18 protein-coding genes are annotated in these 23,184 nt (G+C 49.3%); 12 read left to right on the top strand and 6 right to left on the bottom strand.

Annotated elements, in window-relative coordinates:
* Positions 1–194 precede the first annotated feature (194 nt).
* Together ABY802_RS03760 and tyrA are read left to right on the top strand one after the other, a co-directional pair.
* A complete protein-coding gene (locus ABY802_RS03760; RefSeq protein WP_372625674.1) occupies positions 195–1,253 on the top strand; it encodes a 3-deoxy-7-phosphoheptulonate synthase in 1,059 nt (352 codons plus the stop codon).
* A 1-nt stretch (position 1,254) separates the two neighbouring features.
* The gene (tyrA, locus tag ABY802_RS03755) at positions 1,255–2,391 is read left to right on the top strand and encodes a bifunctional chorismate mutase/prephenate dehydrogenase (protein WP_372625673.1); all 1,137 of its coding nucleotides are present in this window, start codon (positions 1,255–1,257) and stop codon (positions 2,389–2,391) included.
* A gap of 33 nt (positions 2,392–2,424) precedes the next feature.
* On the opposite strand, the gene ABY802_RS03750 is transcribed toward tyrA, so the two are convergent.
* Positions 2,425–3,318 (bottom strand): TIGR00730 family Rossman fold protein, encoded by an 894-nt coding sequence (locus tag ABY802_RS03750; protein WP_372625672.1) that lies wholly within the window; start codon positions 3,316–3,318, stop codon positions 2,425–2,427.
* A 114-nt stretch (positions 3,319–3,432) separates the two neighbouring features.
* Here ABY802_RS03750 and ABY802_RS03745 point away from each other — a divergent pair, with 114 nt between their 5' ends.
* From ABY802_RS03745 to ABY802_RS03730, 4 genes are all read left to right on the top strand, one after another.
* Positions 3,433–4,830, top strand: coding sequence for an MBL fold metallo-hydrolase RNA specificity domain-containing protein (locus tag ABY802_RS03745; RefSeq protein WP_372625671.1), 1,398 nt, complete (start codon positions 3,433–3,435; stop codon positions 4,828–4,830).
* Positions 4,831–4,931: 101 nt separating this feature from the next.
* The gene (locus tag ABY802_RS03740) at positions 4,932–5,924 is read left to right on the top strand and encodes a tetratricopeptide repeat protein (protein WP_372625670.1); all 993 of its coding nucleotides are present in this window, start codon (positions 4,932–4,934) and stop codon (positions 5,922–5,924) included.
* Between the two features lie 32 nt (positions 5,925–5,956).
* On the top strand, positions 5,957–6,346 hold the full coding sequence (locus tag ABY802_RS03735; RefSeq protein ID WP_372625669.1) for a VOC family protein: 390 nt from the start codon (positions 5,957–5,959) through the stop codon (positions 6,344–6,346).
* A 16-nt stretch (positions 6,347–6,362) separates the two neighbouring features.
* Positions 6,363–6,695 (top strand): hypothetical protein, encoded by a 333-nt coding sequence (locus ABY802_RS03730; protein ID WP_372625668.1) that lies wholly within the window; start codon positions 6,363–6,365, stop codon positions 6,693–6,695.
* 7 nt (positions 6,696–6,702) lie between these two features.
* On the opposite strand, the gene ABY802_RS03725 is transcribed toward ABY802_RS03730, so the two are convergent.
* Together ABY802_RS03725 and ABY802_RS03720 are read right to left on the bottom strand one after the other, a co-directional pair.
* Positions 6,703–7,863, bottom strand: coding sequence for a chorismate mutase (locus ABY802_RS03725; RefSeq protein WP_372625667.1), 1,161 nt, complete (start codon positions 7,861–7,863; stop codon positions 6,703–6,705).
* 204 nt (positions 7,864–8,067) lie between these two features.
* Positions 8,068–10,413, bottom strand: a complete 2,346-nt coding sequence (locus ABY802_RS03720) for a penicillin acylase family protein (RefSeq protein WP_372625666.1) — start codon at positions 10,411–10,413, stop codon at positions 8,068–8,070.
* A gap of 54 nt (positions 10,414–10,467) precedes the next feature.
* Here ABY802_RS03720 and ABY802_RS03715 point away from each other — a divergent pair, with 54 nt between their 5' ends.
* Entirely contained in the window at positions 10,468–11,118 is a 651-nt protein-coding gene (locus ABY802_RS03715) for a cytochrome b/b6 domain-containing protein (RefSeq protein ID WP_372625665.1), read from the top strand.
* A gap of 24 nt (positions 11,119–11,142) precedes the next feature.
* On the opposite strand, the gene ABY802_RS03710 is transcribed toward ABY802_RS03715, so the two are convergent.
* Positions 11,143–11,595 (bottom strand): cytochrome c, encoded by a 453-nt coding sequence (locus ABY802_RS03710; protein ID WP_372625664.1) that lies wholly within the window; start codon positions 11,593–11,595, stop codon positions 11,143–11,145.
* A gap of 117 nt (positions 11,596–11,712) precedes the next feature.
* On the opposite strand from ABY802_RS03710, the gene ABY802_RS03705 reads away from it, so the two are divergent.
* From ABY802_RS03705 to ABY802_RS03690, 4 genes are all read left to right on the top strand, one after another.
* The gene (locus tag ABY802_RS03705) at positions 11,713–14,697 is read left to right on the top strand and encodes an EAL domain-containing protein (RefSeq protein WP_372625663.1); all 2,985 of its coding nucleotides are present in this window, start codon (positions 11,713–11,715) and stop codon (positions 14,695–14,697) included.
* 43 nt (positions 14,698–14,740) lie between these two features.
* Positions 14,741–17,869: an amidohydrolase family protein gene (locus ABY802_RS03700; RefSeq protein WP_372625661.1), complete on the top strand. Its 3,129-nt coding sequence runs from the start codon at positions 14,741–14,743 to the stop codon at positions 17,867–17,869.
* Positions 17,870–17,884: 15 nt separating this feature from the next.
* On the top strand, positions 17,885–19,195 hold the full coding sequence (locus tag ABY802_RS03695; protein WP_372625660.1) for an amidohydrolase family protein: 1,311 nt from the start codon (positions 17,885–17,887) through the stop codon (positions 19,193–19,195).
* 239 nt (positions 19,196–19,434) lie between these two features.
* Positions 19,435–21,102: a M28 family metallopeptidase gene (locus ABY802_RS03690; protein ID WP_372625659.1), complete on the top strand. Its 1,668-nt coding sequence runs from the start codon at positions 19,435–19,437 to the stop codon at positions 21,100–21,102.
* Positions 21,103–21,138: 36 nt separating this feature from the next.
* Here ABY802_RS03690 and ABY802_RS03685 read toward each other — a convergent pair whose 3' ends face one another.
* Both ABY802_RS03685 and ABY802_RS03680 read right to left on the bottom strand, forming a co-directional pair.
* Positions 21,139–21,936 (bottom strand): response regulator, encoded by a 798-nt coding sequence (locus tag ABY802_RS03685; protein ID WP_372625658.1) that lies wholly within the window; start codon positions 21,934–21,936, stop codon positions 21,139–21,141.
* Positions 21,937–21,976: 40 nt separating this feature from the next.
* Positions 21,977–22,378: a translation initiation factor gene (locus ABY802_RS03680; protein ID WP_372625657.1), complete on the bottom strand. Its 402-nt coding sequence runs from the start codon at positions 22,376–22,378 to the stop codon at positions 21,977–21,979.
* 159 nt (positions 22,379–22,537) lie between these two features.
* Here ABY802_RS03680 and ABY802_RS03675 point away from each other — a divergent pair.
* Positions 22,538–23,184: GAF domain-containing protein (locus ABY802_RS03675; RefSeq protein ID WP_372625656.1), on the top strand; the 647-nt coding region annotated here is incomplete at its 3' end.

Raw genomic sequence — 23,184 nt, 5'->3', positions numbered from 1 at the left:
AAAAATCTCACTTATCTTGTATTTATTGGCCTGCAGCGGGTTGACGCTGCCAGCCAAGATCTTTACTATGCATAAATCGTATTTAATTAATTACGTGCTGTAATATTAAGTTTACATCAAGGCGTCTGACCAGTGTTCTTGTCGTTTTTATCTATGCTTAATCACCAGCACAACAGCCCACCCATGGAGATAGCATGAGCCAGATTGTCGATGATTTAAGAATAGTGGCGACCAAGCCACTAAGCCCACCGGCGGTAATGAAAAAAGTATTGCCATTATCAGAGCAGGGGGCTGATTTTGTTGCCCGCGCCAGGGCCGATATTGCCAATATTGTCCATGGCCGCGATAAGCGCTTATTGGTCGTTACGGGGCCCTGTTCTATTCACGATCCGGTGGCAGCCATTGAGTACGCTACTAAGTTGAAAGCCTTGCAGGAGCAATATATCGACAGTTTATATATTGTAATGCGGGTGTATTTTGAAAAACCCCGTACTACTGTCGGCTGGAAGGGCTTTATTAATGATCCGCACCTGGATGATTCATTTGATCTGGAAACCGGCTTAACCTGGGGCCGCGAGCTATTGCTTAAAATGGTCGACATGGAACTGCCCACTGCCACTGAAGCGCTGGATCCAATCAGCCCGCAATATTTATCTGATCTTATCAGCTGGGCGGCGATTGGTGCCCGCACGGTAGAGTCGCAAACTCACCGGGAAATGGCCAGTGGTTTATCCATGCCGGTTGGCTTTAAAAATGGCACCGACGGTAATTTAAATGTGGCGTTAAACGGCTTGCAGTCGGCGGCCAGTGGCCATAGCTTTATCGGGATTAATCAGCGCGGCGAAGTAAGCTTAGTACAAACAGCCGGTAACCCTGATGGCCATATTATTTTGCGCGGCGGTGTTAAGCCTAACTACGATGCAGACAGTATTAATGCCGCGTTAGCCGAGTTAAATAAATTAAAATTACCGCATGGTATTGTGGTGGATTGCAGTCATGGCAACTCGAATAAAGATCATAATCGGCAGCCTGCCGTTGCTGAGGCGGTGTTATCACAGCGTCTGGCTGGTACCGAAGCCATTATTGGCATCATGCTCGAAAGCCACCTGTTTGGCGGCCGGCAAAATTTAGTTGATGGTAAGGCTGAGCATTATGGTGTGTCGGTAACTGATGCCTGCATTGACTGGGAAACGACTACAGAACTGTTAGCCAGTTTGCACCAGCAAATGCAACGTCCGGTGGCAGCGGCCTAGCATGGATAAACAACAACAGGCGCAGCAGCAGTTAGCGCCGCTGCGAACCCAAATTGATGCTATTGATAGCCAACTGGTGCAGCTACTGGCAGAGCGGGCTAAGGTCACTGCGCAAGTTGGTAAAGTAAAGCAACAGTTTGCACTGCCGGTATATGTGCCCGAGCGTGAGCAATTGCTGCTAAGTGCCAGGCGCGAGCAGGCACTGGCAGAGCAAGTGTCACCTGAGCTGGTAGAAGATGTGCTGCGCCGGATCATGCGAGAGTCTTATGCTACCCAGGAAAATCATTTCGTCTGTTGTCGGCCTGGTGGCGGTAAAGTTGTGGTGGTAGGTGGCGCAGGTGCGCTGGGCCAGCGCTTTGTTAGTTTATTTCAGCGCTCTGGCTATCAGGTGGTGGTGCTGGAGCAGGCCGACTGGCCAACTGCCACAGCATTATGCGCTGATGCTGCTTTGGTAATGATCGCCGTGCCCATTACTTTGACCGAACAGGTCATTAGCCAGCTACCTGCATTGCCGGATACCTGCGTGCTGGCTGACATTACCAGTATTAAGCAGCAACCCTTATCCGCTATGTTAGCAAAACACCCTGGCCCAGTGGTTGGGTTGCACCCAATGTTTGGTCCCGATATTACTAACCTGGTAAAACAGGTGGTGGTGGTGTGTGATGGCAGGGCAGAGCAGCAATATCAGTGGTTATTGCAACAGCTGCGGGTATGGGGCGCTGAGCTGGCCAGCCAGAGTGCCTTTGAGCATGATAAAGCAATGCAACTTATTCAGGCAATGCGCCATTTTTCATCACTGGTATACGGTAGCCATTTAGCCGAAGAGCAAGCTGATCTCAGTCAGCTGCTGCAGCTAAGCTCACCCATTTACCGTTTAGAGTTGGCAATGGTAGGGCGCTTGTTTGCCCAAAACGCCGAGCTGTATGCCGATATTATGTTGTCATCTTCTGATGTTTCAGCGCTGCTTGAGCGCTACCAACAGCGCTTTAGCGAACTGCTGCAATTGCTGAAAAACCAGGACAAAGCCGGGTTAATGGCCGAATTTGCCAAAGGTCAGCAATTCTTTGGCGAACTGGCCAGCGAGTTTCTGCAAGAAAGTAAGCAGTTACTTCAGAAAGCAGCCGATAGCCGCAGTTAGCTGTATAATTGCTTACTCTCCATGCGCTTTTAGTTAATCTAACTGTGCTTGCCCCAGCTGATAATAATCGTAAATCAGCTGCCAGGCATGCTCAGGGGTGTCGGCAAATTGAATAAGCTCTAAATCCTGCGGGCTGATTAAACCTTCTTCTGCCAGCATGTCGAAGTTAATCAGTCTTTGCCAGAAGGCTTTATCGTACAAAATAACTGGTACTCGTTCGGCTTTTTTAGTTTGAATAAGGGTCAGGGTTTCAAACAACTCATCTAAGGTGCCAAAACCGCCGGGGAAGGCTACCAGGGCCCGGGCGCGCTGTAAAAAATGCATTTTACGAATAGCAAAATAGTGAAACTGAAAACAGAAGTGTGGGGTGATGTAAGGGTTCGGGTTTTGCTCTTTGGGCAGCACAATATTTAAACCTATGCTCTCACCACCTGCGGCCATCGCGCCGCGGTTGGCCGCTTCCATCACGCCGGGGCCACCACCGCTGATAATCATTAACGCGCTGTCCTGATGCTTATTGCTATGCTCAGTAACCAACTGCGAAAACTGCTGCGATGCTAAATAGTATTCACTGTTTTTAAGGTTGCGCTGCGCCAGCTTAAAAGCTTGTTGCAACGCCATATTGTCTGGCTCTTTTGTCAGTGCTTGTTCGGCTTGCAGCAGATTAGTCTGCGCCTGCTCAGGCGCCAGAAAACGGGCGCTGCCAAATACCACTATGGTGGCTTTAACGCCATGTTGCTCTAACACCAGCTGTGGCTTCAGATATTCCAGCTGCAAGCGGACATGGCGTAAATCGTCCTGCATTAAAAAGTCGTTGTCAGCAAATGCCAGCTTGTAAGAGTCTTGATCCTGCAGCTTACTAATGGCTGCCCGCGATTCTTCAGCTGAAGTGAAATGACGTTTATATAGGTTATGGGCGTCTGACATCGGGGCTCCTGTAACGTGGTTATTACCACATACTCACACTATGTTTGATATAGACTAATCTTTTAGCAAGCAAGTTGCGATATAAAAACAGCTACACTGCAAAGGGAGAAAAATATGTCTGTCGCCAACTTAACCTTTTTAGGCGCTGCCGGTCAGGTTACCGGTTCTTGCTATCTGATTGAACATAACCAGCAAAAGATTCTGCTGGATTGCGGCATGACCCAGGGTGCCGATCAGGTGCGGGAGTGGCATAAATTCCATTTTGCGTTTAAACCCAAAGAAATAGATTTAGTCATTTTATCCCACGCCCATATTGATCACAGTGGTTTGTTGCCCCTACTGGTAGCGAAAGGCTTTAAGGGTAAAATAATTTGTACGCCAGGTACCGCTGAATTGCTACCAGTCCTGCTAAAAGACTCGGTAGGCCTTTACTTAAAAGATTTAGAGTGGCAAAACAAAAAAGCTGCTCGTGCTGGCAAGAAGCAGCACGATCCGGTGATGACAGTCGCTAATGCTGAACGGGTTAGTGCGCTGTTGCAACCCTTGGCCTATCGCAAACGGCTGGTGCCGTTACCGGGGCTAGAGCTGGAGTTTGCCGATGCGGGCCATATTCTGGGTTCGGCTATTGTCGAGCTTTGGATTAAAGGCAACCAGGCCATGCGCAAGTTGGTATTCTCTGGCGATTTAGGTAACCCGGCTACCGTGCTGATGTATGATCCCAGTGAAATCGATAAGGCAGATATAGTGTTGCTGGAAAGCACCTATGGTAATCGCAATCATCAACCTCTGGAGGATACCATTGAGGAATTTGCTAACGCCCTGGCACAGGCGGATAAGGAAGGCGGCAATGTGTTTATTCCGGCTTTTGCACTCGGACGCTCGCAGGAAGTATTGTATTACCTGGCATTGTTACACCACCAGGGCCGGTTAAAGCAGCGGGCAATATTTCTGGATAGCCCAATGGCCATCAGTATCACCAAGATTTATGATGACTACCTGCACGCGTTGGATCAGGCCGATTTAAATAAGATAGGCGCCAAACGCAGTTTGCAACAATTACTGCCAATGTTAAAGCTGACGCCAAAAGTTGAAGATTCAATGGCGATTAACCGGGTAACCAATGGCGCAATCATTATTGCCGGCAGTGGTATGTGCAACGGTGGTCGTATCGTGCATCACTTTAAACATAATCTGTGGAAAAACACTAACCACCTTATTTTTGTTGGCTTTCAGGCGCGGGGCACTTTAGGCCGGCGCCTGGTTGATGGGGAAAAAAGGGTGAAAATGTTTGGTCAGGATATTGTAGTAAAAGCCAAAGTGCATACTATTGGCGGATTCTCAGCGCATGCCGGCCAGAGCGAGCTGCTCGATTGGGCTAAAGCCATTGGCGGGCAACCGCAATTTTATCTGGTGCACGGTGAGCCTGAAGCGCAGCTGGCCTTGCAGGAAAAGTTAAAGCAGCTCGACATCAACGCGCTGATCCCGGCAAAGGGCGATACTATTAGTCTGTAACTGATAGTTTATAACTGCTAGTTTGTCACTATGCCGACTTAGCCATTGGCAATTCGTGGTCAGGCGGTACAATGCCAGTAACATGTTAATTAAGGATGGCTATGAAACGGATCGCGTTAACTGCATTACTTTTAAGCTTTGGATTAAATGCACAACCCGGACAATCAACAGCAATACCAACGGATCTGCAGCAGCAGGTTACTGCACTGTGGCAGCAACAGCAGTTTGCGGCAGCCAAAGTACTGCTGGCCGATAAGGTAAATCGCAAAACCAAAGATGCCTGGTTGTTAGCAGCGCTTGGACGCAGTGAACTTGAGCTTGGGCAACTTGAGGTGGCGGAAGAGTTGCTGGCTAAAGCGGTAAAAATTGAATCGGACAACGGCCGTTATCAGTTCTGGTATGGCAGAGCCAGTTGCGATAGTGCGCAACAAGCCAGTATGTTCAGTGCGCTGGGTTATGCCAAACGCTGTCGTAAAGCGTTTGAACAGGCTTTGCAGATTGAGCCTGATAACTCTGCTTACTTAAAAGCCTTGGGTAAATATTATGCGCAGGCCCCGAGTATTGCCGGCGGTGACAAAGAACAAGCCCTTACCATTGCGGCCAGATTAGCTGCACAAGATCCGCTGCAAGGTCAGCTGTTACAGTTGGAAGTGCTGTTTAGCGCAGAAGATAGCGCAGCAGCAGAGCAGTTTGTACAGAATAGCGAGTTGTTGCAAAGTCGGCCCGAACCTTATTTTATGCGGGGTATAAAACTGGCGCAAAGCCGGGATTACCTTGGGGCAATGGCACAATTTAGTAAAGCGAGTGAGAAACGGGTAGAGGATGAAGGCGGTCAGCGCAGCCGCCTGCTGGCCTTGTATCAGTTGGGACGGGCGAGCGTTCTGGCGAAAACAGAACCGCAACAGGGTATTGCAGCGCTGACTGAATTTTTAGCTGATGGCCGGATGAATGACTTTAACGACTGGGCGCAATTCCGGTTAAGCCAGCTATACCTGGCGCAGGATCAGCGCGCACAGGCCGAAGCCATTTTAACGCCATTGCTGGCCAGTACTACCGATGACAATCTAAAATCTGAAATTAAAAAAATTCTATAACGTGACACAGCAAACAAAATGGGGCTGAACTAGTGGCGGCGAAATTGGGTGGTATTCATCATGTGGCAATTATTTGCAGTGATTATAAGCGCAGCAAAGCCTTTTACACGCAGCTGCTTGGGCTGAAAATACTGGCTGAAAACTACCGGGAACAACGCGACTCCTGGAAGCTGGATTTACAATTGGCCGATGGCAGCCAACTGGAGCTGTTCAGCTTTCCAAACCCGCCACCACGGCCCAGTAAGCCCGAGGCGCAAGGTTTACGCCATCTGGCATTTAAAGTGGATAAGCTGAATGATTTTGTTGCGTACTTAACCGCTAATGGAGTTAGCGTAGAGCCGGTGCGAATAGATGAGTTTACCGGCAAAGCGTTTACCTTTTTTCAAGATCCGGATGGTTTGCCACTGGAGCTTTATCAGTAATAGCACAGGAGATTATATGGCATTACAACTTATTCCACTTATTAAAGTGTTGGGGCCATACCTCACCACCATTGCAACCACTGCCATTCCCGCTTTTACTGCTAAGCCTGCAGAAACCAAAACTGATCCAGTGCAAGCTCAGCAAATCAGTGAACTGCAGCAAGCCGTAACAAGAAATGCTGAGTCATTGCACACGCTGGCGGAACAGTTACAAAAAGTGATAGCCCTGGCTGAACACGCATCAGCCGAAGCTGAGCGGCAGATCAAAACTTATAAATTGTTAGTTATCAGCAGCACTTTGGTGTCCGTCGCCGCCATCGTGCTGGCGGCATTTAGTTTAGCCAACTGATCAGCCATTACAGTTGGTTGTTGCTAACCTGGGTTGGTTCAATATCTTCACTGGGATAGCAGCCTAATACTTTGACGAACTTTGTTATGTTATTCAGCTCTTCCAGGGCGCGGGTCATGGCGTAATCTGCCAGGTTGGCAAACACATCGACGTAGAACATTTCTTCCCATGGGTTGCCCGGAATCGGCCGCGACTCCAGCTTGGCCATACTGATACCGTGTTGTTTTAACACCAATAATGCTTCAACCAGTGCCCCGGGTTGCTGACCGGTATACATAATAAACGTTGTTTTCGCCGGTATCGCCTTAGCAACCACCACCTGTTTACGGGCGACCACAATAAAGCGGCTGACATTATCTTTCTGGTTAGCCAGATCCCGGGCCAGCACTTCAAGCCCATATAACTGGCCACCTTCTTCACCGCCGATAGCAATAACGGTGGGGTCCTGCAACGCTTTTACTTTAGTGAACGCTGCTGATGAACTGTCGCAATAATCAATTTTGACATTAGACAGCCCCAACAAGTACTGGCTGCACTGGGCAATGACCTGAGGGTGAGCACATACCTGACGCACCTTACTAAGCTCGGCGCCTGCGATGCCAAGTAAACAGTGAGCAATAGGGTGGGTTAACTCACCCACGATAGACAATCGGGTATGCTGCAATAAGTCGAATACTTCGTTAATTGAACCTGACGAAGTATTTTCGATGGGTAGCAGCGCATAGTCGGCGTGGCCGGTTTCAACTGCCTGGACAATTTCATTGAAACTGTCGCAGCCAAGCTCGATAATTCGCTCTGCTCTGCGGGTAAAGTACTTTTGCGTGGCCCAGTAACTGTAAGAACCTTGCCCGCCTAAAAAAGCTACCCGCACGCTGGGACCATTTTCGCCATTCAGCTGGCCTTGCACTTTGGCTTGTTGCTGTAATACTGAGTCTTCAATAATCACATGGTAAATTCGGGTCACGTACTGGGCGTCTATCCCTAATTCTTTGCCCTGTGCGATCAACGACAGCAGCAACGTCTGCTCCCGTTTCTGGTCACGAATGGGTTTGTTCTGGCTTAATTTTGCCTCAGCCACTTTTAACGCCAGTTCGCGTCGCTTCGCCAGCAACTGCAATAATTGCTGATCAGTATTGCTAATTGCCTGGCGAATATCGTCAAGTTCCATGATTCATCCTTTAAAAACATACATTAAGTATTATCGGCAGCTGTAACCGTTTAAACGCAAAAAAAAACCTCCCAGTCGGGAGGTTTCTTGCCATTTGTGCACGCACGGCCAGTTACCTCCCCTATGGGGTGGTAAAGCTAAAAAAACCGAGCGGCCGATTATATGCGTTCATGGTCGTACAGTAATCCGTCTGGATGGCTAAAGTCAAGCATCAGGAACTAACCTTAACTGATATTTTTTCGGGCCTGGTAAAAAAGGCAAAGCGACTTCATTCAGCCAGTACTGATGATCAGCCCGGTAAAAAGGAGATAACGGGTGTCCAGACTGGCCTGAAGGGATGGTAAGAATACCATCTTGTTCCTGGCCGGGTGCGACGACCATGCGTTGTGACTGACCAAACGAGGGCAACTGGACCCGAGGCATATGGCGATCGCCCGCAAATTCTGAAGCCGGCATGTTGAGCCAGTCACCGAGCACTGGAATGGCATTGCTTAACGGATGGTTAATTTTTGCCTGATTGTGCAGTCCCCAGCGACTTGCCTGAACACTGCCATGCTGTTGCTCCAGTAGCTGCTTGCTGTTAAGCACGGCCTTAAGCAGTAATTGCGACCAGTCAGTGAATTCGGCTGGCAGGGTGTCGGCACGACGAGCCTGTAGCATAGCCCAGGCAGGGGTTTCTAGGGAGTATTTTAAATAGGCACTGCGGCTACTGTGTTGCTCCAACAGGGCTGATAGTGGTTGGAACAGCAGCTCAATCGTTTGTTGACGAAATTGCTGCACCAGGGTGTAGCCGATATCATCAGGGGCGGCATAGCGGCTGCTTTGGCTCAGAAGTAAACGATACTCTGTCAGCTGGTGGTTAGCAGTAACTTCCGGGGTTAGCACATCAAGCAGCAATTGCTGCCAACGACTTAAAAACAGCGCCCGGTTATCCAGTTGAATGTTATGCAGTGCCTGTTCATCTAACGGGCGCTGACTAAGCAAACTATTGCGTATTTGCTGACCGCGGGCACCCAAGTCATAGCCGCCATTGCCTAGCAAATTATACGCATCGCCACCGACACTGCGGGCGTTCGCGGTCCACAATACGCCCGCTTCCGGGTTCACTATTTTAGGGTACTGCTCAGCACTGAGGTTAGCTGACCAGCTGTGTTTGCCATCACTCCAGTCCTGCGCAGTGTCCCAGTCGCTTAGCTTTCGGGCAGGTAGCGGCCCCAGCGGTGTCCAGCCAATATTACCCGCTTTGTCAGCAACCAGCATATTCTGAGTGGGTATACCCGTTATTGGCCCAAGCGCCAGCGCCTGCTCGGTACTTTTGCTGTTTTCCAATTGCAATAAATTAAAATTAACCGCGCTGTCATCATAGGCAACCCAGCGCAGCGCAAAGGTTTGTTTACCATAGGTGATAACCGGCCCCCACTGCGTTTCCTGCAATTGCAGCGGGTAATCTTCGTTATCTTTAATGCTAATGGTTTGATAGTAATGCTGTAATGGCTGCCAGCCTTGTGCAGTTAAATAGGATTTGCCGTCGTCTGATAATTGCAACTTAATTAAATCGTGCCAGTCTGCGGTACTGTTGGTAAAGCCCCAGGCGATATGACCATTACTGCCGACCACAATGGCGGGGGCCCCGGCCAGGCTTAAGCCTGTTACCTGTTGCCAGTTACCGTCATTGCGCCAGTTTAATTGCACTTTATACCAGGTGCCGGGCGCTCTTATGGTTAAATGCATGTCATTGGCCACGATGGCGTTACCATGACGCGTTAGCCGGCCCATTACTGCCATATTATTGCTACCCAAATCGGCACTGTCTTTTGGCGTGCAGGCGCTACACGTTGCAGTACGCCGTAATATTTCCGGATACGGGCTGTCAGGTAGGGCGATAGTTGTAACTTCTGAGCCATCAATAGCCGCTTGCCAATCACTGCTATGCTGTTGTAAAAACTGATACCAGTCTGCCGGTATGGCCTCGTGCAATATCGTCATAGCATACTCATCACGACCTAATTTCCCCTGCAGCTCCAGATACATATTATAAATAACCAGCAGTGAGTCAGTTTCCTGCCAGGGGGCAGGTTTGCTTCCCAGCAAGGTGTATTCGAAAGGCGCGGTAGTTAATGAAGCCAGGCCATCATTCACCCCGCGGCTGTACGCGCTAAGAAGTTGCACATCGACGGCTGAAAATGCGGCGAGTGCGGCGGTAGCCCGCTCGGCAAAACGGTGTCGACGCCGCTCGATGTCGGTGGCTAATGCCCGTTTACCAAATAATTCTGCTAAATTACCTGCGGCACTGCGCCTGGCCAGATCCATCTGAAAAAAACGCTCCTGAGCATGAGCAAAACCCATGCCGTACGCGGCATCATTCCGATCGGCGGCGCTGACTGTGAGGTAACCAAGCGCATCACGGTCCAGTGTTACCGGATTAGCTACTGCGGCATGATACTCGCCCTGATACTGGGGTAAACTCAGCCGTAGCCAGAAGTAGCCTGCCAGCACTATTGCCATACTTACCAGCACCAGGGTAAGCAGTAGCCATTTCATTCCTTTCATCAACGTGATCCGTTATCATAAAATCAAAAGGTTAGAATAGCAGGAGCGATCCGAATGGCGCAAAAAATAAAAGTATGGGATAGCGCAGTACGGTTTTTTCACTGGGCTATGGTGCTACTGGTTGCCGGTCTGTGGTACAGCGGCAATGAAGGGTATATTGCACTGCATCAGTTATTTGCTTATAGCCTGGCATCACTCATTATTGCCCGGATAGGCTGGGGAATATGGGGTAGTGAAACTGCCAGGTTTAGCAAGTTTGCCGCGACGCCTGGCGCAGCAATACGCTATTTACGGCATGCTAAACCAGTGGTAGGCCACAACCCGGCCTCGTCTTATATGATTTTCACTTTGCTAGCATTACTGACGCTGCAAATGATCAGTGGCCTGGCAACCTTTGATAACAGTTATATGAGTGACGGCCCATTGGTTGCAATATTGCCAGCCTATTGGGTCGACCTGGCATCGACTGTTCATCAGTATAATATTGACGTTATTTTAATCCTGACCACACTTCATGTGTTTTTTGCGCTCTGGCACAGCTGGCGCTACGATAATGTCATTAAAACCCTGTTCACCGGCAACACCACCAATGACGATGCCAGACAACCTAACATGCGCAGCAGTTGGAGCTTCTTTGTGTTGTTGCTGGTGTTGTTACTGTTATTGTATTACTGGCAGGGGCGGGTGTTAGTGGCGCTACTATGAAGCAGCGCCACAGCAACAATAAAATTACTCTTTATAATTGTCGTGGCAGGCTTTGCAGTTACGGGCAAAGTTCCCAAAAGCTTTGCGAACTTCATTTTTATCACCTGATTGCGCGGCGCTTTGCAGCAAGTTGGCATCAGCTGCCAGCTTCTCGCCACGCTCCAGAAAGTCATCCAGATTCTGCCAGATGTCGGCTTTGGCATCACCACCACCTTGTTCGGTGCCGCTTACCTGAAAGGCTTCCCAAGGTAAGGTGGTGACTAATACCAGAGCGTCAGCACGCTTTTGAACCCGAGCGGCGTCGTATGTCACTTCGCCTTTAATCATTTCATTGATATCGGCCATATTATGACGAATCAGCTGAAAGGCAGCCTGACGGTATTTCACTGCATCGTTGGCATCGGTAAATGCTGTTGCAGCAGCTAATGGTGTGGATATGATAAGGGCAGTAAGGCCAGCAAGTAAGGCTTTTTTCATTTGTTCGTTCTCTTTTGTTGGTTTTGCGTGCAATAATGTTGAGGTATTTGCAAAAGTAATCAGCTAGAGTCTGTTGTACCAGAGTGAATTTATTATAACAATAGCAAGGTCGCTCCATTGAAGGATGTAAACACGACAAAACCAACAGGGATGAACTCACTGGGCCTGAAGTTCTCAGTGGTAGCGTTTCTTGCCATTCTGGTAGCAGGACTGGTTTTTGGGTACGCTGTTGTCTTGTTGCAGGAGCAAGCCCTGTTCGAACAACAGCAGGCTGCCGTGCAGCGCACAGCAAAAAACTATGCGCGCCAGTTAGACGCTCGCCTGGATCATAAAGAAAAGTCGGCCATCTTAGCCAGTCAGGTGCTCAGCCGTTACCTGACAGATAACGCCCGTGCGTCGGGCACTATTCCGCGCGCCGGTCGTGACAACATTATTCGCCAGCAAGACAGTTTCTCCGCTGCGGCAATACCCGCTGCTAACCTGAAATCTGATGCCTCTGCCGTATTCAGCCACAGTCAGCTTATCTGGCAGCAGTTAGCACCTTTTATGTTGGAAGAGTTCTCTCGCTTCTATTTTGTCAGCAAACACCAGTTTATCCGGGTTGCACCGGCGGCGATGTTACAACCATTGACGCCAGAACATAACCTGCATACAGATTTGTATTATCTTGAGGCAACGCCTGAGCATAATCCTGCCAAGTTACCGCGCTGGACCTCCGTATATTACCATCCGATCTGGCAGGACTGGGTGGTGAGTATTTTGATACCCATTTATGTCAAAGAGCAATTTATTGGGGTGAGTGTGGCTGATTTAACGCTGAGCGAATTGACCCGCAATACCAATAATATTGGTTATTGGAATCGCCATACTCAGGTTTTACTCTTTAACGCTGAAGGTAGAGCGATTCGCGCCCCGGATCCCTTTGAGGAGCTGCCTGCGATCAGCGATAAAAACGTACGCTCCGCGAATATGGTTTATCAGGGAGATGTAGTAGCAGATCCTGAGCTTCGCGCCCTTGTTGCGCGTGTTGTTCAACCGGCATCGCGGATAACTAATCCAGAGAGTAGCTATTTATTTGCCGCAGCGCCGGTGAAACATCTTAATTGGCATGCTGCGGTTTATCTGGATAAAACGGAGATTAAGGCGACGTTACAACAATTTCGCGGTCGCATCTCTTTCATATTTATTGCGGTTGCCATCGTATTAGCTGCTCTTTTGCACCTTATCAGCTATCAGTTTGTGTTAAAACGGCTTAACCGGCTCTCCGGGGCTGTTGTAAAACTAAGCCGCGGTGATCTGGCGCAGGATACGCTGGATAATAACAGAGATGAGATTGGTGTGTTAAACCGGGCCTTTACCGGCATGTCAGCTGAAATCAGTCAGTTGGTAACCGGGTTAAATGAGCGGATTGCCGAAAAGGAGCAAGCCGAGCGGGCAGCCCGTAAGCTAAGTAAAGCCGTATCATTTTCCAGCTCCGGAATTATGCTGACCGATCCCCATCTGAGTATCGAATACCTTAATCCGTTTCTTACTGAACTGCTGGGGTGTGATGAGCGCAGCGTAGTAAATCAGCCGTTAAACATGTTGCTGGCAGATGAGATGGAACAACTTAGCACCGAAATTACCCAGACATTACATGAGCGTCAGCATTGGCGTGGCGATATTTTACTGCAACATCAGAAATTGCCAGCCAAACAGTTCTGGGTGTCTTTGGCAATCGCGCCTATTCGGGACGACATTGGTAATTTGCTTAATTATGTTTGTGCCATGCAGGATATTTCCTTTATCAAGCAAAGCCAGAAACAAATGGAACATCTGGCCTATTACGATATTTTAACCGGCCTGGCAAACCGCAGTTATTTTCGGGACCAGCTGCGTAAAGCGATTGCTATGGCGCATAGAGGGTATTACAACTTTGCCCTGTTGTATTTTGATTTAGACGAGTTTAAACGGATCAACGATACTCTTGGCCATGATGCAGGTGATGAGTTGCTAAAAGAAGTCGCCAGACGGTTAACCTCGCGCTTACGAGAAGAAGATACCATAGCGCGCTTAGGCGGTGACGAATTTGCGGTTATTTTAAGTGGCATTAAAGATCGGCATCAGGCGTCAACTATTGCTGCTAATCTGCAACAAGCCTTTCATGAACCGGTTAAGTTAGGTACTCATGACGTGGCGATCAGCGCCAGTATTGGCATCACGGTGGCACCGGAAGATGCTTCAGAAGAAGAACTCTTGCTAAAGCATGCTGACTTGGCGATGTATGAAGCGAAAGCCCGTGGTAAAAATACCTTTCACTTTTTCAGTCAGGATCTGAATGATGCTGCCAACGAACGGCTGCAAATTGAAAATCAACTGCGTGAAGCGATCCGTGAAAATCAGTTCTTACTCTATTTTCAGCCTAAGATGGATATCCGGACCGAAGTGATTACCGGCTATGAAACTCTGATCCGATGGCTGCGTCCCGACAATACCCTGGTGCCGCCGGTTAAATTTATTCCGGTAGCAGAAAGTACCGGCCTTATCGTGCAAATAGGCGAGTGGATAATCTGGGAGGCATGTCGTTTTCTGGCACGCCAGCAAAGCCGCGGCTATGACGTGACCTTGTCGATTAACTTATCGGTGCGTCAGTTCAATGATCAGGATTTACCACTTATTGTTGAGCGTATTTTAAAACGAACCGGCGTAAAACCGCGGGCGGTCATCTTTGAAATTACCGAAAGTATGCTGATGGGCGATACCGATGCGGCTATTAACCAGTTAAATCAGTTAAAACGCCTCGGCGTCTCTTTATCTATCGACGATTTTGGTACAGGCTACTCGTCACTCAGTTATTTAAAACGTTTTCCGGTTGATGAGCTGAAAATAGATCGCTCTTTCGTCAAAGATATACCTCAGGATCGCAACGATATGGATATCGTGGCGGCAATTATCGCCATGGCTCAGAAGATGAATTTGCGGGTCGTGGCGGAAGGGGTTGAAACACTGCAACAGGTTGAATTTTTGCGGGCTAACGGCTGCTTTGAAGTACAAGGTTACTATTACAGCATGCCATTGGCTGAGCAGGAATTGAGCCAACTTAATTTCACTGTTAATACCTGATTACATTATAAATATCGTATTAAAATAACAACAGGAAACTTCTATGACACCAACCCGCTTGTCCATGTTCAGCATGGCTCTGCTTGGTGCGTTTAGCACAGGTAGTATTGCCGATCAGACTTCGCCGCAACTCGGTATTCGCGATAAGACACCGAATTTGATTGCGTTGATCAACGCCACTGTAGTAACTGAGCCAGGGGCCGCCCTGCCTGGTGCCATGGTGCTTATCCGCGACGGTAAAATTGAGTCGGTGAGTCGCGATGTCAAGGTACCAAAGGGCTATCAGAGCATCGATTTAGCCGGATATCATATATATGCGGGCTTTATTGACCCCTACACGCAGTATGGTGTGCCGGCCGCACCGAAAGCCGAAGGTTACAGCTTCGGGGGTAAACCTGTGTATGAAAACGAACGAATTGGAGGCAATGCGGCTAATGCAGCAATTCATGCGCAGCAGCGCTGGGTTGACCAGTTCAAGCCTGACGCAGCTGCAGCAGAGGCGTTTTTAAAGCAGGGCTTTACCGCAGTACAAAGTGCCCGCCATGACGGCATTTTCCGGGGCACTGGCTTTGTAACCTCGCTGGCATCTGGCTTACCCAATGATCTGGTAATAAAAGCGGACAGTCAGCAGTTTATGTCGTTTAGTAAAGGCAGCTCTACCCAAAGCTACCCGTCATCGCTGATGGGCAGCATCGCCCTGATCCGCCAGACATTTGCCGATGCAAACTGGTATCAGGCGGCGCAAACCAAACAGGACTTTCGTTTTATCAGTGGCGGCGTTGAATACAATGCGGCCCTGGCCAATGTGGCAAAAGCTGCCAACCTGGGCGTACTGTTTGACACGAGTGACGAGCGCGCGTTGCTTAGAGCCGATAAAATTCTGGCTGAATTTAACATTAGCAATGCGGCTATTTTAGGTTCAGGTCACGAGTATAATCGGCTCTCTGAAGTAAAAGCCAGTGGCCGTGCGCTGGTGCTACCGCTGAATTTCCCGAAAGCGCCAGAAGTTAGCTTGCCCGATCAACATATTGATGTCAGCCTGGCCGATTTACGCCACTGGGAGCGTGCCCCTGCTAATGCTGCAGCGCTGGAGCAAGCCGGAGTGCGCTTTGCTCTTACCAGCCATGGTTTAAAGAAAAAGGAAGATTTTTTACCTAACCTGCGTAAAGCCGTAAAACACGGCCTGAGCCAACAAAAAGCCTTGGCTGCGTTAACAACGGTTCCTGCCAGCATGCTGGGGCTTGAAAAACAACTAGGTAAGATCGCCAGCGGCTATCAGGCCGATATTGTGGTCAGCCGCGGTGATTTGTTCGATGACGGTGAAATCGTGGCCACCTGGCTTGCTGGACAATTACAGCAATTTGTACCACTTAGCGCGCCACAGTTTGCCGGTAATTATTTACTTAGTGTGAAAGACCATAATTTCACGTTAAGTTTGACCGGTTTTGCCCCTGAACTTAAAGGTCAGATCACGCTGGGTGATGACAAAGTAGACTTGAAACATCTGGTGGTGCAAGGCCAGAACCTGCAGTTTAGCGCTGCGCTGCAAAAACTGACCGGTAAAGCTGAAGTAGCACAGTTTAGTGGCATTTTGCGTGGCAGTGAATTAACCGGCCGCTGGCAACAAGCCGATGGTACTGAGCTGGCCGTAGCGGCTGAGCGCACAGCAGCAGTCGCGGCTGATAGCAAAGCCGATAAAGCGCCGGCGCCGATGGTCTCAACGCTGACGTATCCTAACCGTGCCTTTGGCCGGGAGCGCTTGCCAACACCACAAAACCTGCATATCAAAAATGCCACCTTGTGGACAGCGACCGAGCAGGGGGTGTTAGAAAATACCGATCTAATTATTCGTGATGGCAAAATAAGCAAGATTGGTCAGCAACTGAGTACCCCACGCGGCTATACCGTTATTGATGGCGAAGCGCTGCACGTGACGCCAGGCATTATTGATGAGCATTCCCATATCGCCACAGAGCAAGGGGTAAATGAAGGCAGTCATGCCAATACCGCAGAAGTGCATATTGGTGATGTGGTTAACGCCGATGATATTAATATTTATCGTGGCCTGGCCGGTGGGGTGACCGCGGTGCAATTGTTACATGGCAGTGCCAATCCGATTGGTGGCCGGGCGCAGATTATCAGCCTGCGCTGGGGTGAGTCGGCAGAGGGCATGAAGTTTAGTGGTGCCCCCGGCAGTATTAAGTTTGCCCTGGGTGAAAACGTTAAGCAATCTAACTGGGGTGATGAGTTTACCAGCCGTTATCCGCAAAGCCGGATTGGCGTGGAAACCTTTATTCGGGATAACTTCCAGGCAGCAAAAGAGTATCAGGCCAGTTGGCAGGCGTATAACAAGCTGTCTAAGCGGCAGCAAGGCAACGTGCTCTCGCCACGGCGTGACTACCAGTTAGACACGTTGGTTGAAATTCTGGAAGGCAAACGTCATATTCACACCCACTCTTATGTTGCCTCAGAAATTCTGATGTTAATTAACGTAGCTGAAGAAATGGGTTTTAATATTCAAACCTTTACCCATATTCTGGAAGGTTACAAGGTTGCCAGCGAGATGAAAAAACATGGTGCCAGTGTATCAACCTTTGCCGACTGGTGGGGGTTCAAAATGGAAGTCAACGACGCTATTCCAACCAATACCTGTCTGATGCATGAACAGGGCTTGCTGGTTAGTGTCAATTCTGACGATCCGGGCCTGCTACGCCGGCTAAATCAGGAAGCTGCTAAATCAACCATGTATTGTGATATGGATGAGCACGAAGCGCTGAAGATGGTGACCATTAACCCGGCCAAACAGCTGAGAATTGATGACAAAGTCGGTTCACTTGCAGAAGGTAAACAAGCTGATTTTGTATTATGGGATGGCCATCCACTGTCTGTTTATGCCCAGGTGCAGCAAACCTGGATTGCGGGTGCCCGTTATTTTGATCGGAATGAGGATATGGCGTTACGTGCCGCCCAGGCTGTTGAAAAACAGCAACTTATTCAAAAAGTACTGACTGCAGGTGATTCTGCCCGTGACGGTGTTGAGAATGCGTACAAACAAGACGACCCAATCTGGCACTGTGAAGACACTGCCGACTGGTTGCAACTGCGTTTTGGTCAGCACGCTGATCATGCCAGCCATGCACATACTCAAAACCATCAGTATCTGCAGCACTAGGGAGTAGCATAAGCAATGAAAACATTAAGCAAAATAGTGATGCTGGCAACGGTACTGACCTCAGCACTGCTCTCAACAACAGCAGCGGCGGTAAATCCGGTACCTGGTGATAAACAACAACATCCTTTGTTGTTGCAAAACGCGACCGTGCATAGCGTAAGTTCTGCACCGGTAAAGCAAGACGTTTTAGTGGTAGAGGGCAAAATTGCGGCTGTAGGGACTAATTTGGCGGTGCCGGCGGATGCGCAACAGCTTGATTTAACCGGTAAGCATCTATACCCCGGATTAATTGCACTGATTAACCAGTTAGGATTAATCGAAGTCGAAGCGGTGCGTGCTACCCGGGACGATCGTGAAACCAGTTCAACCAATCCGGATCTGCAGGTGCAGGTAGCCTATAACGCAGATTCGGTGGTGATCCCAACGATCCGCAGCAATGGGTTTAGTCACAGTTTAATTTATGCTGATGGTGCCATGTTAACCGGACGCTCTGCCTTTATGCAGCTCGATGCCTGGAACTGGCAGGATGCGACCGTACAGGCCAATGTCGGCCTGCATGTAAACTGGCCGCGAATGAGCGTGCAAAACGGCTGGTGGGTGCGTGACAGTGCAGAAAAACAACGTGAGAAGCAGCAAAAACAATTGGCCGAGCTGCATCAGTATTTTCAGCAAGCCCATGCCTATTATCTGGCTGAGCAAGCTGGCTTAAACAAAGGCAAAGATTCACGCTGGCATGCGATGTTGGAATTTTTTGCCGGTGAACTGCCACTGTTTGTCCACGCAGACGACCCGCGGCAAATTCGTCAGGCCATGCTGCTGGCAGAAAAGTATCAGGTTCGGCTGGTAATTGTCGGCGGTCGCGATAGCTGGCGTTTAGCGGGTGAGCTGGCTAAAGCAAAAGTAGATGTGATTTACACGGCACCTTATGGCTTACCGACCCGGGGAGATGAAGCATACGATCAGGCTTTCTCAGTACCGGGTAAGTTGCGAGAGGCAGGTGTTCGGATCGCCTTATCGCTGGATGGCTTCTGGGATACCCGCAATCTGGTATTTGCCGCCGGGCATGTTACGCGCTATGGCCTTAGTAGTGAAGATGCGCTGCGGTCCTTAACACTGGATGCCGCGGCGATCGCCGGAGTATCTGATCGTTTAGGCAGTATTGAGGTTGGCAAAAGTGCCAGTTTAGTAGTGTCTGACGGTGATATTTTTGATTACCGTGGTCATCGCATTGAGCATTTATGGATAGATGGTCGCGCGGTTGATTTAACTAACCATCACAAGCAACTGCATCAGCGGTTTAAGCAGCGCTATAACCGCGCTGAGTAAGAGCTAAAACGTTACAAATCACGTCAAAAGAAAGTACGTAACCGTACTGCTGACTTAGAAAGTGAGAACAGGTTTGCCCTAAGCCGATCGTTGGAGCCCTGGACGGGCTGTCCAAAGGGCAAGCAGCACGACGCTGCTTGCAAACGAGACCCCATGGATGGGTTTACGGCGTGTCGACGTGGGCAAACCTGTTTGAACACGCGCCAACTTTGCTTTGAGACTTTTATTTTGGAGAATCCATGTTGTATAAATTAAGCAGCAGTGTCGCGTTGACGCTGCTATTGTGCGCCTGCTCAGCCCCTAATGAGTCGTCTGAGCAACAGCTAAGCGCCCGCCCGGCAGCAATAGAGGCTCACTTGCAGTTTTTAGCCAGTGATGAGCTGGAGGGGCGTGACACCGGCAGCCGCGGCCACCAGATTGCCGCTAACTATATTGCCAGTCAGTTTCAGGCACTTGGTTTGGCCCCGGCAGGGGATAACAACAGTTATTTTCAGCAGGTGCCGCTGCGTTCCGCCCGGGTACAGCAGGACAGTGTCAAACTCAGTTTTAGCCGCGGTGAAACGGCCTGGCAACTGAGTTATCCGCAGCAGTTTTTCAGTGGTGCCTCAATAAATCGGACTGAAGTGGCGGTTAGCGCACCACTGGTTTTTGTTAGTTACGGTCTGGTATCGGAAGAATTTGGTTTGAACGATTATGCCGGACTGGATGTCAGCGGCAAAATCGTGGTGCAACTGGCCGGTTTACCTGCGGCTTTGCCAAGCGAAGAGCGGGCATATCTTGGCAGTATTAAAGCAAAGCTGGCAGCAGAGCGCGGTGCAATCGGGGTTATTACCATTCACACACCACAGCAGGAAAAAACCCGGCCTTACGCGAATAGTTTGCTGTATTTAAACACACCACGGCTGGCCTGGCTAAATGCAGCCGGAGAGCCAGGTGCTGCTGATGACAGGTTGCAGGCAGGAGCTTATTTGCACCCGGAAGCTGCCGCCAGCTTATTTGAGCAGGAGCAACAAAGCCTGGCTGATATTTTCAGCATGCTGGACGCCGAAAAGCATCCAGCAGGATTCGCGTTAAGCAGTATCGCCAGTATAAGTGCCAGCAGTGCGCATCAGCAAATTAGCAGCCCTAATGTTATCGGTGTGCTTGAAGGCAGCGATCCGGTGCTACGGGACGAATACGTGGTGATCACTGCGCACTCAGACCACATTGGCTTTAGCAACGACTTAAGAAGCGAAGACAAAATAAATAATGGTGCCATGGACAACGCTGCGGGCATGGCAATTCTGCTGGAAACCGCGCGGATGTTCAGCGAGCTGACGCTTAAACCAAAACGCTCCATTTTATTTGTGGTAGTAACCGCAGAAGAGAAGGGCTTGCTGGGCGCCGATTATTTTGCCAATAACCCAACCAGACCTATCGCCAGTCTGGTGGCTAACGTTAACCTAGATATGCCGGTATTGTTGTACCCGTTTGCTGACTTAATTGCGTTTGGCGCTAATCATTCAACCCTGGGCCAGGTGGTTGCACAGGCAGCTGCAAAAGAGGGCATTGCCTTAAGCGAAGATCCGATGCCAGAGCAGGCAATATTTACCCGCTCGGATCATTTTACGCTGGTTAAGCAGGGCGTACCGGCTGTTTTTCTGATGACCGGCTTTACCTCGAAAGAACCAGAGCAGGATGGTGGTAAAATCTGGGGCAGTTTTTTTGCTAAGCATTATCATAAACCATCAGATGATATTGCCAGCTTAAGCAAAGAGTACGGTCCAATTCGATATGATGCCGGTGCAGTTTTTGCCGATATTAACTTTAATATTGCACGGGATATTGCCAATACCCTACAGCGACCTTTGTGGAAAGCAGACAGCTTTTTTAATAAGGTATTTGGAAAAGACTACAACAGAGAATAACAGTTACAGCACCCAGCTTGGCTGGGTGCTTTAGTATTATTGCTCGAGTAATTTAAACAGCAACGCCTTCACCAGTTCCGGTTCAAAAGGTTTGTCACACATGGCATTAACACCGGACTGGGCAATATTACTTAAGTGAGTATCATTGGCTTCGCTGGTAACCATTAATACCGGAATGTGAGACTGCTGGCTGTTTTCCCGAATATACTGGGTAAGCTCGCGGCCATTCACTTCCGGCATGTTGTAGTCGGTGACTACTAAATCAAACATCTGCTGCTTTAATATCTCAATGGCTTGCTGGCCATCTTCAGCTTCTGTCAGGTGCTGGATACCTAAATTACTCAGTACCCGTTTAATATGATTGCGGGCCAGTCGGCTGTCGTCTACCACTAATACCCGAATATCATGCACATCAAATAATGAGAGCTCCAGCTCGCTCGGGCTAAGTAAATCAATGGCAGCATTTAGTGCTTTACCCAAATGCGCGGTGGTAAAAGGTTTTGGTAAAATAGCCACCACCCCGGATTGCTTAAATTCTTCCAGGGTTGCTTTGCGGGTTTCACTGGATACCAGCATAAAGGGTATTTCTGAGAGCGCAGGTTGCTGTTTAATTTTCTGCAATAAATCCAGCGCCGTGCCATCGGCAAAATGCAGGGCACAGGCAATTAAATCGGGTTGATGTTCGCTGATCTGCAAAAAGGCGCTGCTAACCGAGTTTGCCTCGCTAATATGTTGCACTTGTTCCATTTTCAAGTGACGGCTGATGATTTTGCGCTGGGTATCAGACGGCTCAACCAATAAAATATGCAGATCGGCAGGTGACAATTGTTGCATAGAAATTCCTGTTACTTATGCTGCTGAAAGTTGTCCTGGCTTAACCGCCGGCCCATTTCACATTAAACCCTAGTTGGCTTAAGTGTTGTTCTATCAGTTGCCGCTTATCGGCCTGGATTTCAATAATACCGTCTTTCACGGCGCCACCACAGGCGCATTTTTTCTTTAACCCGGCGCAAATTTCTGCCAGTTCGGCTGAAGGCTTAGCGATGCCGCTTATAGTTAACACGGTTTTACCACCACGGCCTTTTTTTTCCCGGCGCAGACGCACCGCACCGTCCGGATAAGCGGTACCAGATTGTTCAACAGGTTTGGTTTTGGCCACACTGCCGCTCTCTGTGCTGTAGACCAGGCTGGTGTTACTTTGACTGGTGTTATCGGTATTACTGGCGCGCCGACCAAGTTGCTGCTGCCAGTCGTCAAGCGAGATTTTCTGTGCCATAACGTTTGCCATGAAATTCAGAGTTGATATGCGGTTAACGCCAGCTTACCGAGCGAAAAGGCTGCCAGCAAGTTTTTATCGGCCCGGCTTGGCTTTTTAATTGCTTCTGCTAAAATAGCGCAACTTTTAGAAATCTGGACGGCTATAGCCTGGTAAAGTATGCACGCATTTGAGTATTTACAACAAAGTGGCTTATTGGCTGAATATGGTGATATCAGTGCTGAAATTGAACAACAGCGCGAAGCGCTCGCCGATTATCTGCAAACGGCGCTGGGGCCGGTTCAGTGGCAGTTTTTGGTGCCCGAGTTGGGCGAAGGGGGGGCGTGCAGTTTATTTGGTCATCTGGCAGCAGAGCCTTACCGCTTAGCGCCTATTTTGGGCGGCGAAACGCCAGCGAACCAGCATGCCCTGAGTAAACTTAGTGCTATTGCCAGCTACTATCAACAGCATAGCGGTCAGGACTGGTTTGGTATTTACCAGGCACGTGCCAATACACTTGGAGAGCCGGTATTGGTTAAACTGGCGTATTATGGCGCAGCCTCACGAGCTGAGTTTCCCCTGAACAGCGAATTTGCCAAAATAAGCAATAACAGTACTGTGGGCTTAACCGGGCAGGGCCGGGTGATTAATAGTGTGCCTGAATATCTAGCCGCCGGCGGTGAGTATTATACCTGCGATCCAAAGGTGCAGGCTGAAGCGTGTTTGCCTCTGTTTGACCAATCAGGCAAAATAGCCGGTATTGTCGATGCAGAACATTTTCAGCAAGCCATATTTACCCCTGCTGCCATGGCGTTACTGGTAGCGGT

The organism is Arsukibacterium sp. (genome assembly GCF_041616895.1).
Taxonomy (GTDB): Bacteria; Pseudomonadota; Gammaproteobacteria; order Enterobacterales; family Alteromonadaceae; genus Alishewanella.
The sequence above is the reverse complement of the archived record's forward strand: the minus strand, read 5'-3'. Positions and strand labels throughout refer to the sequence as shown.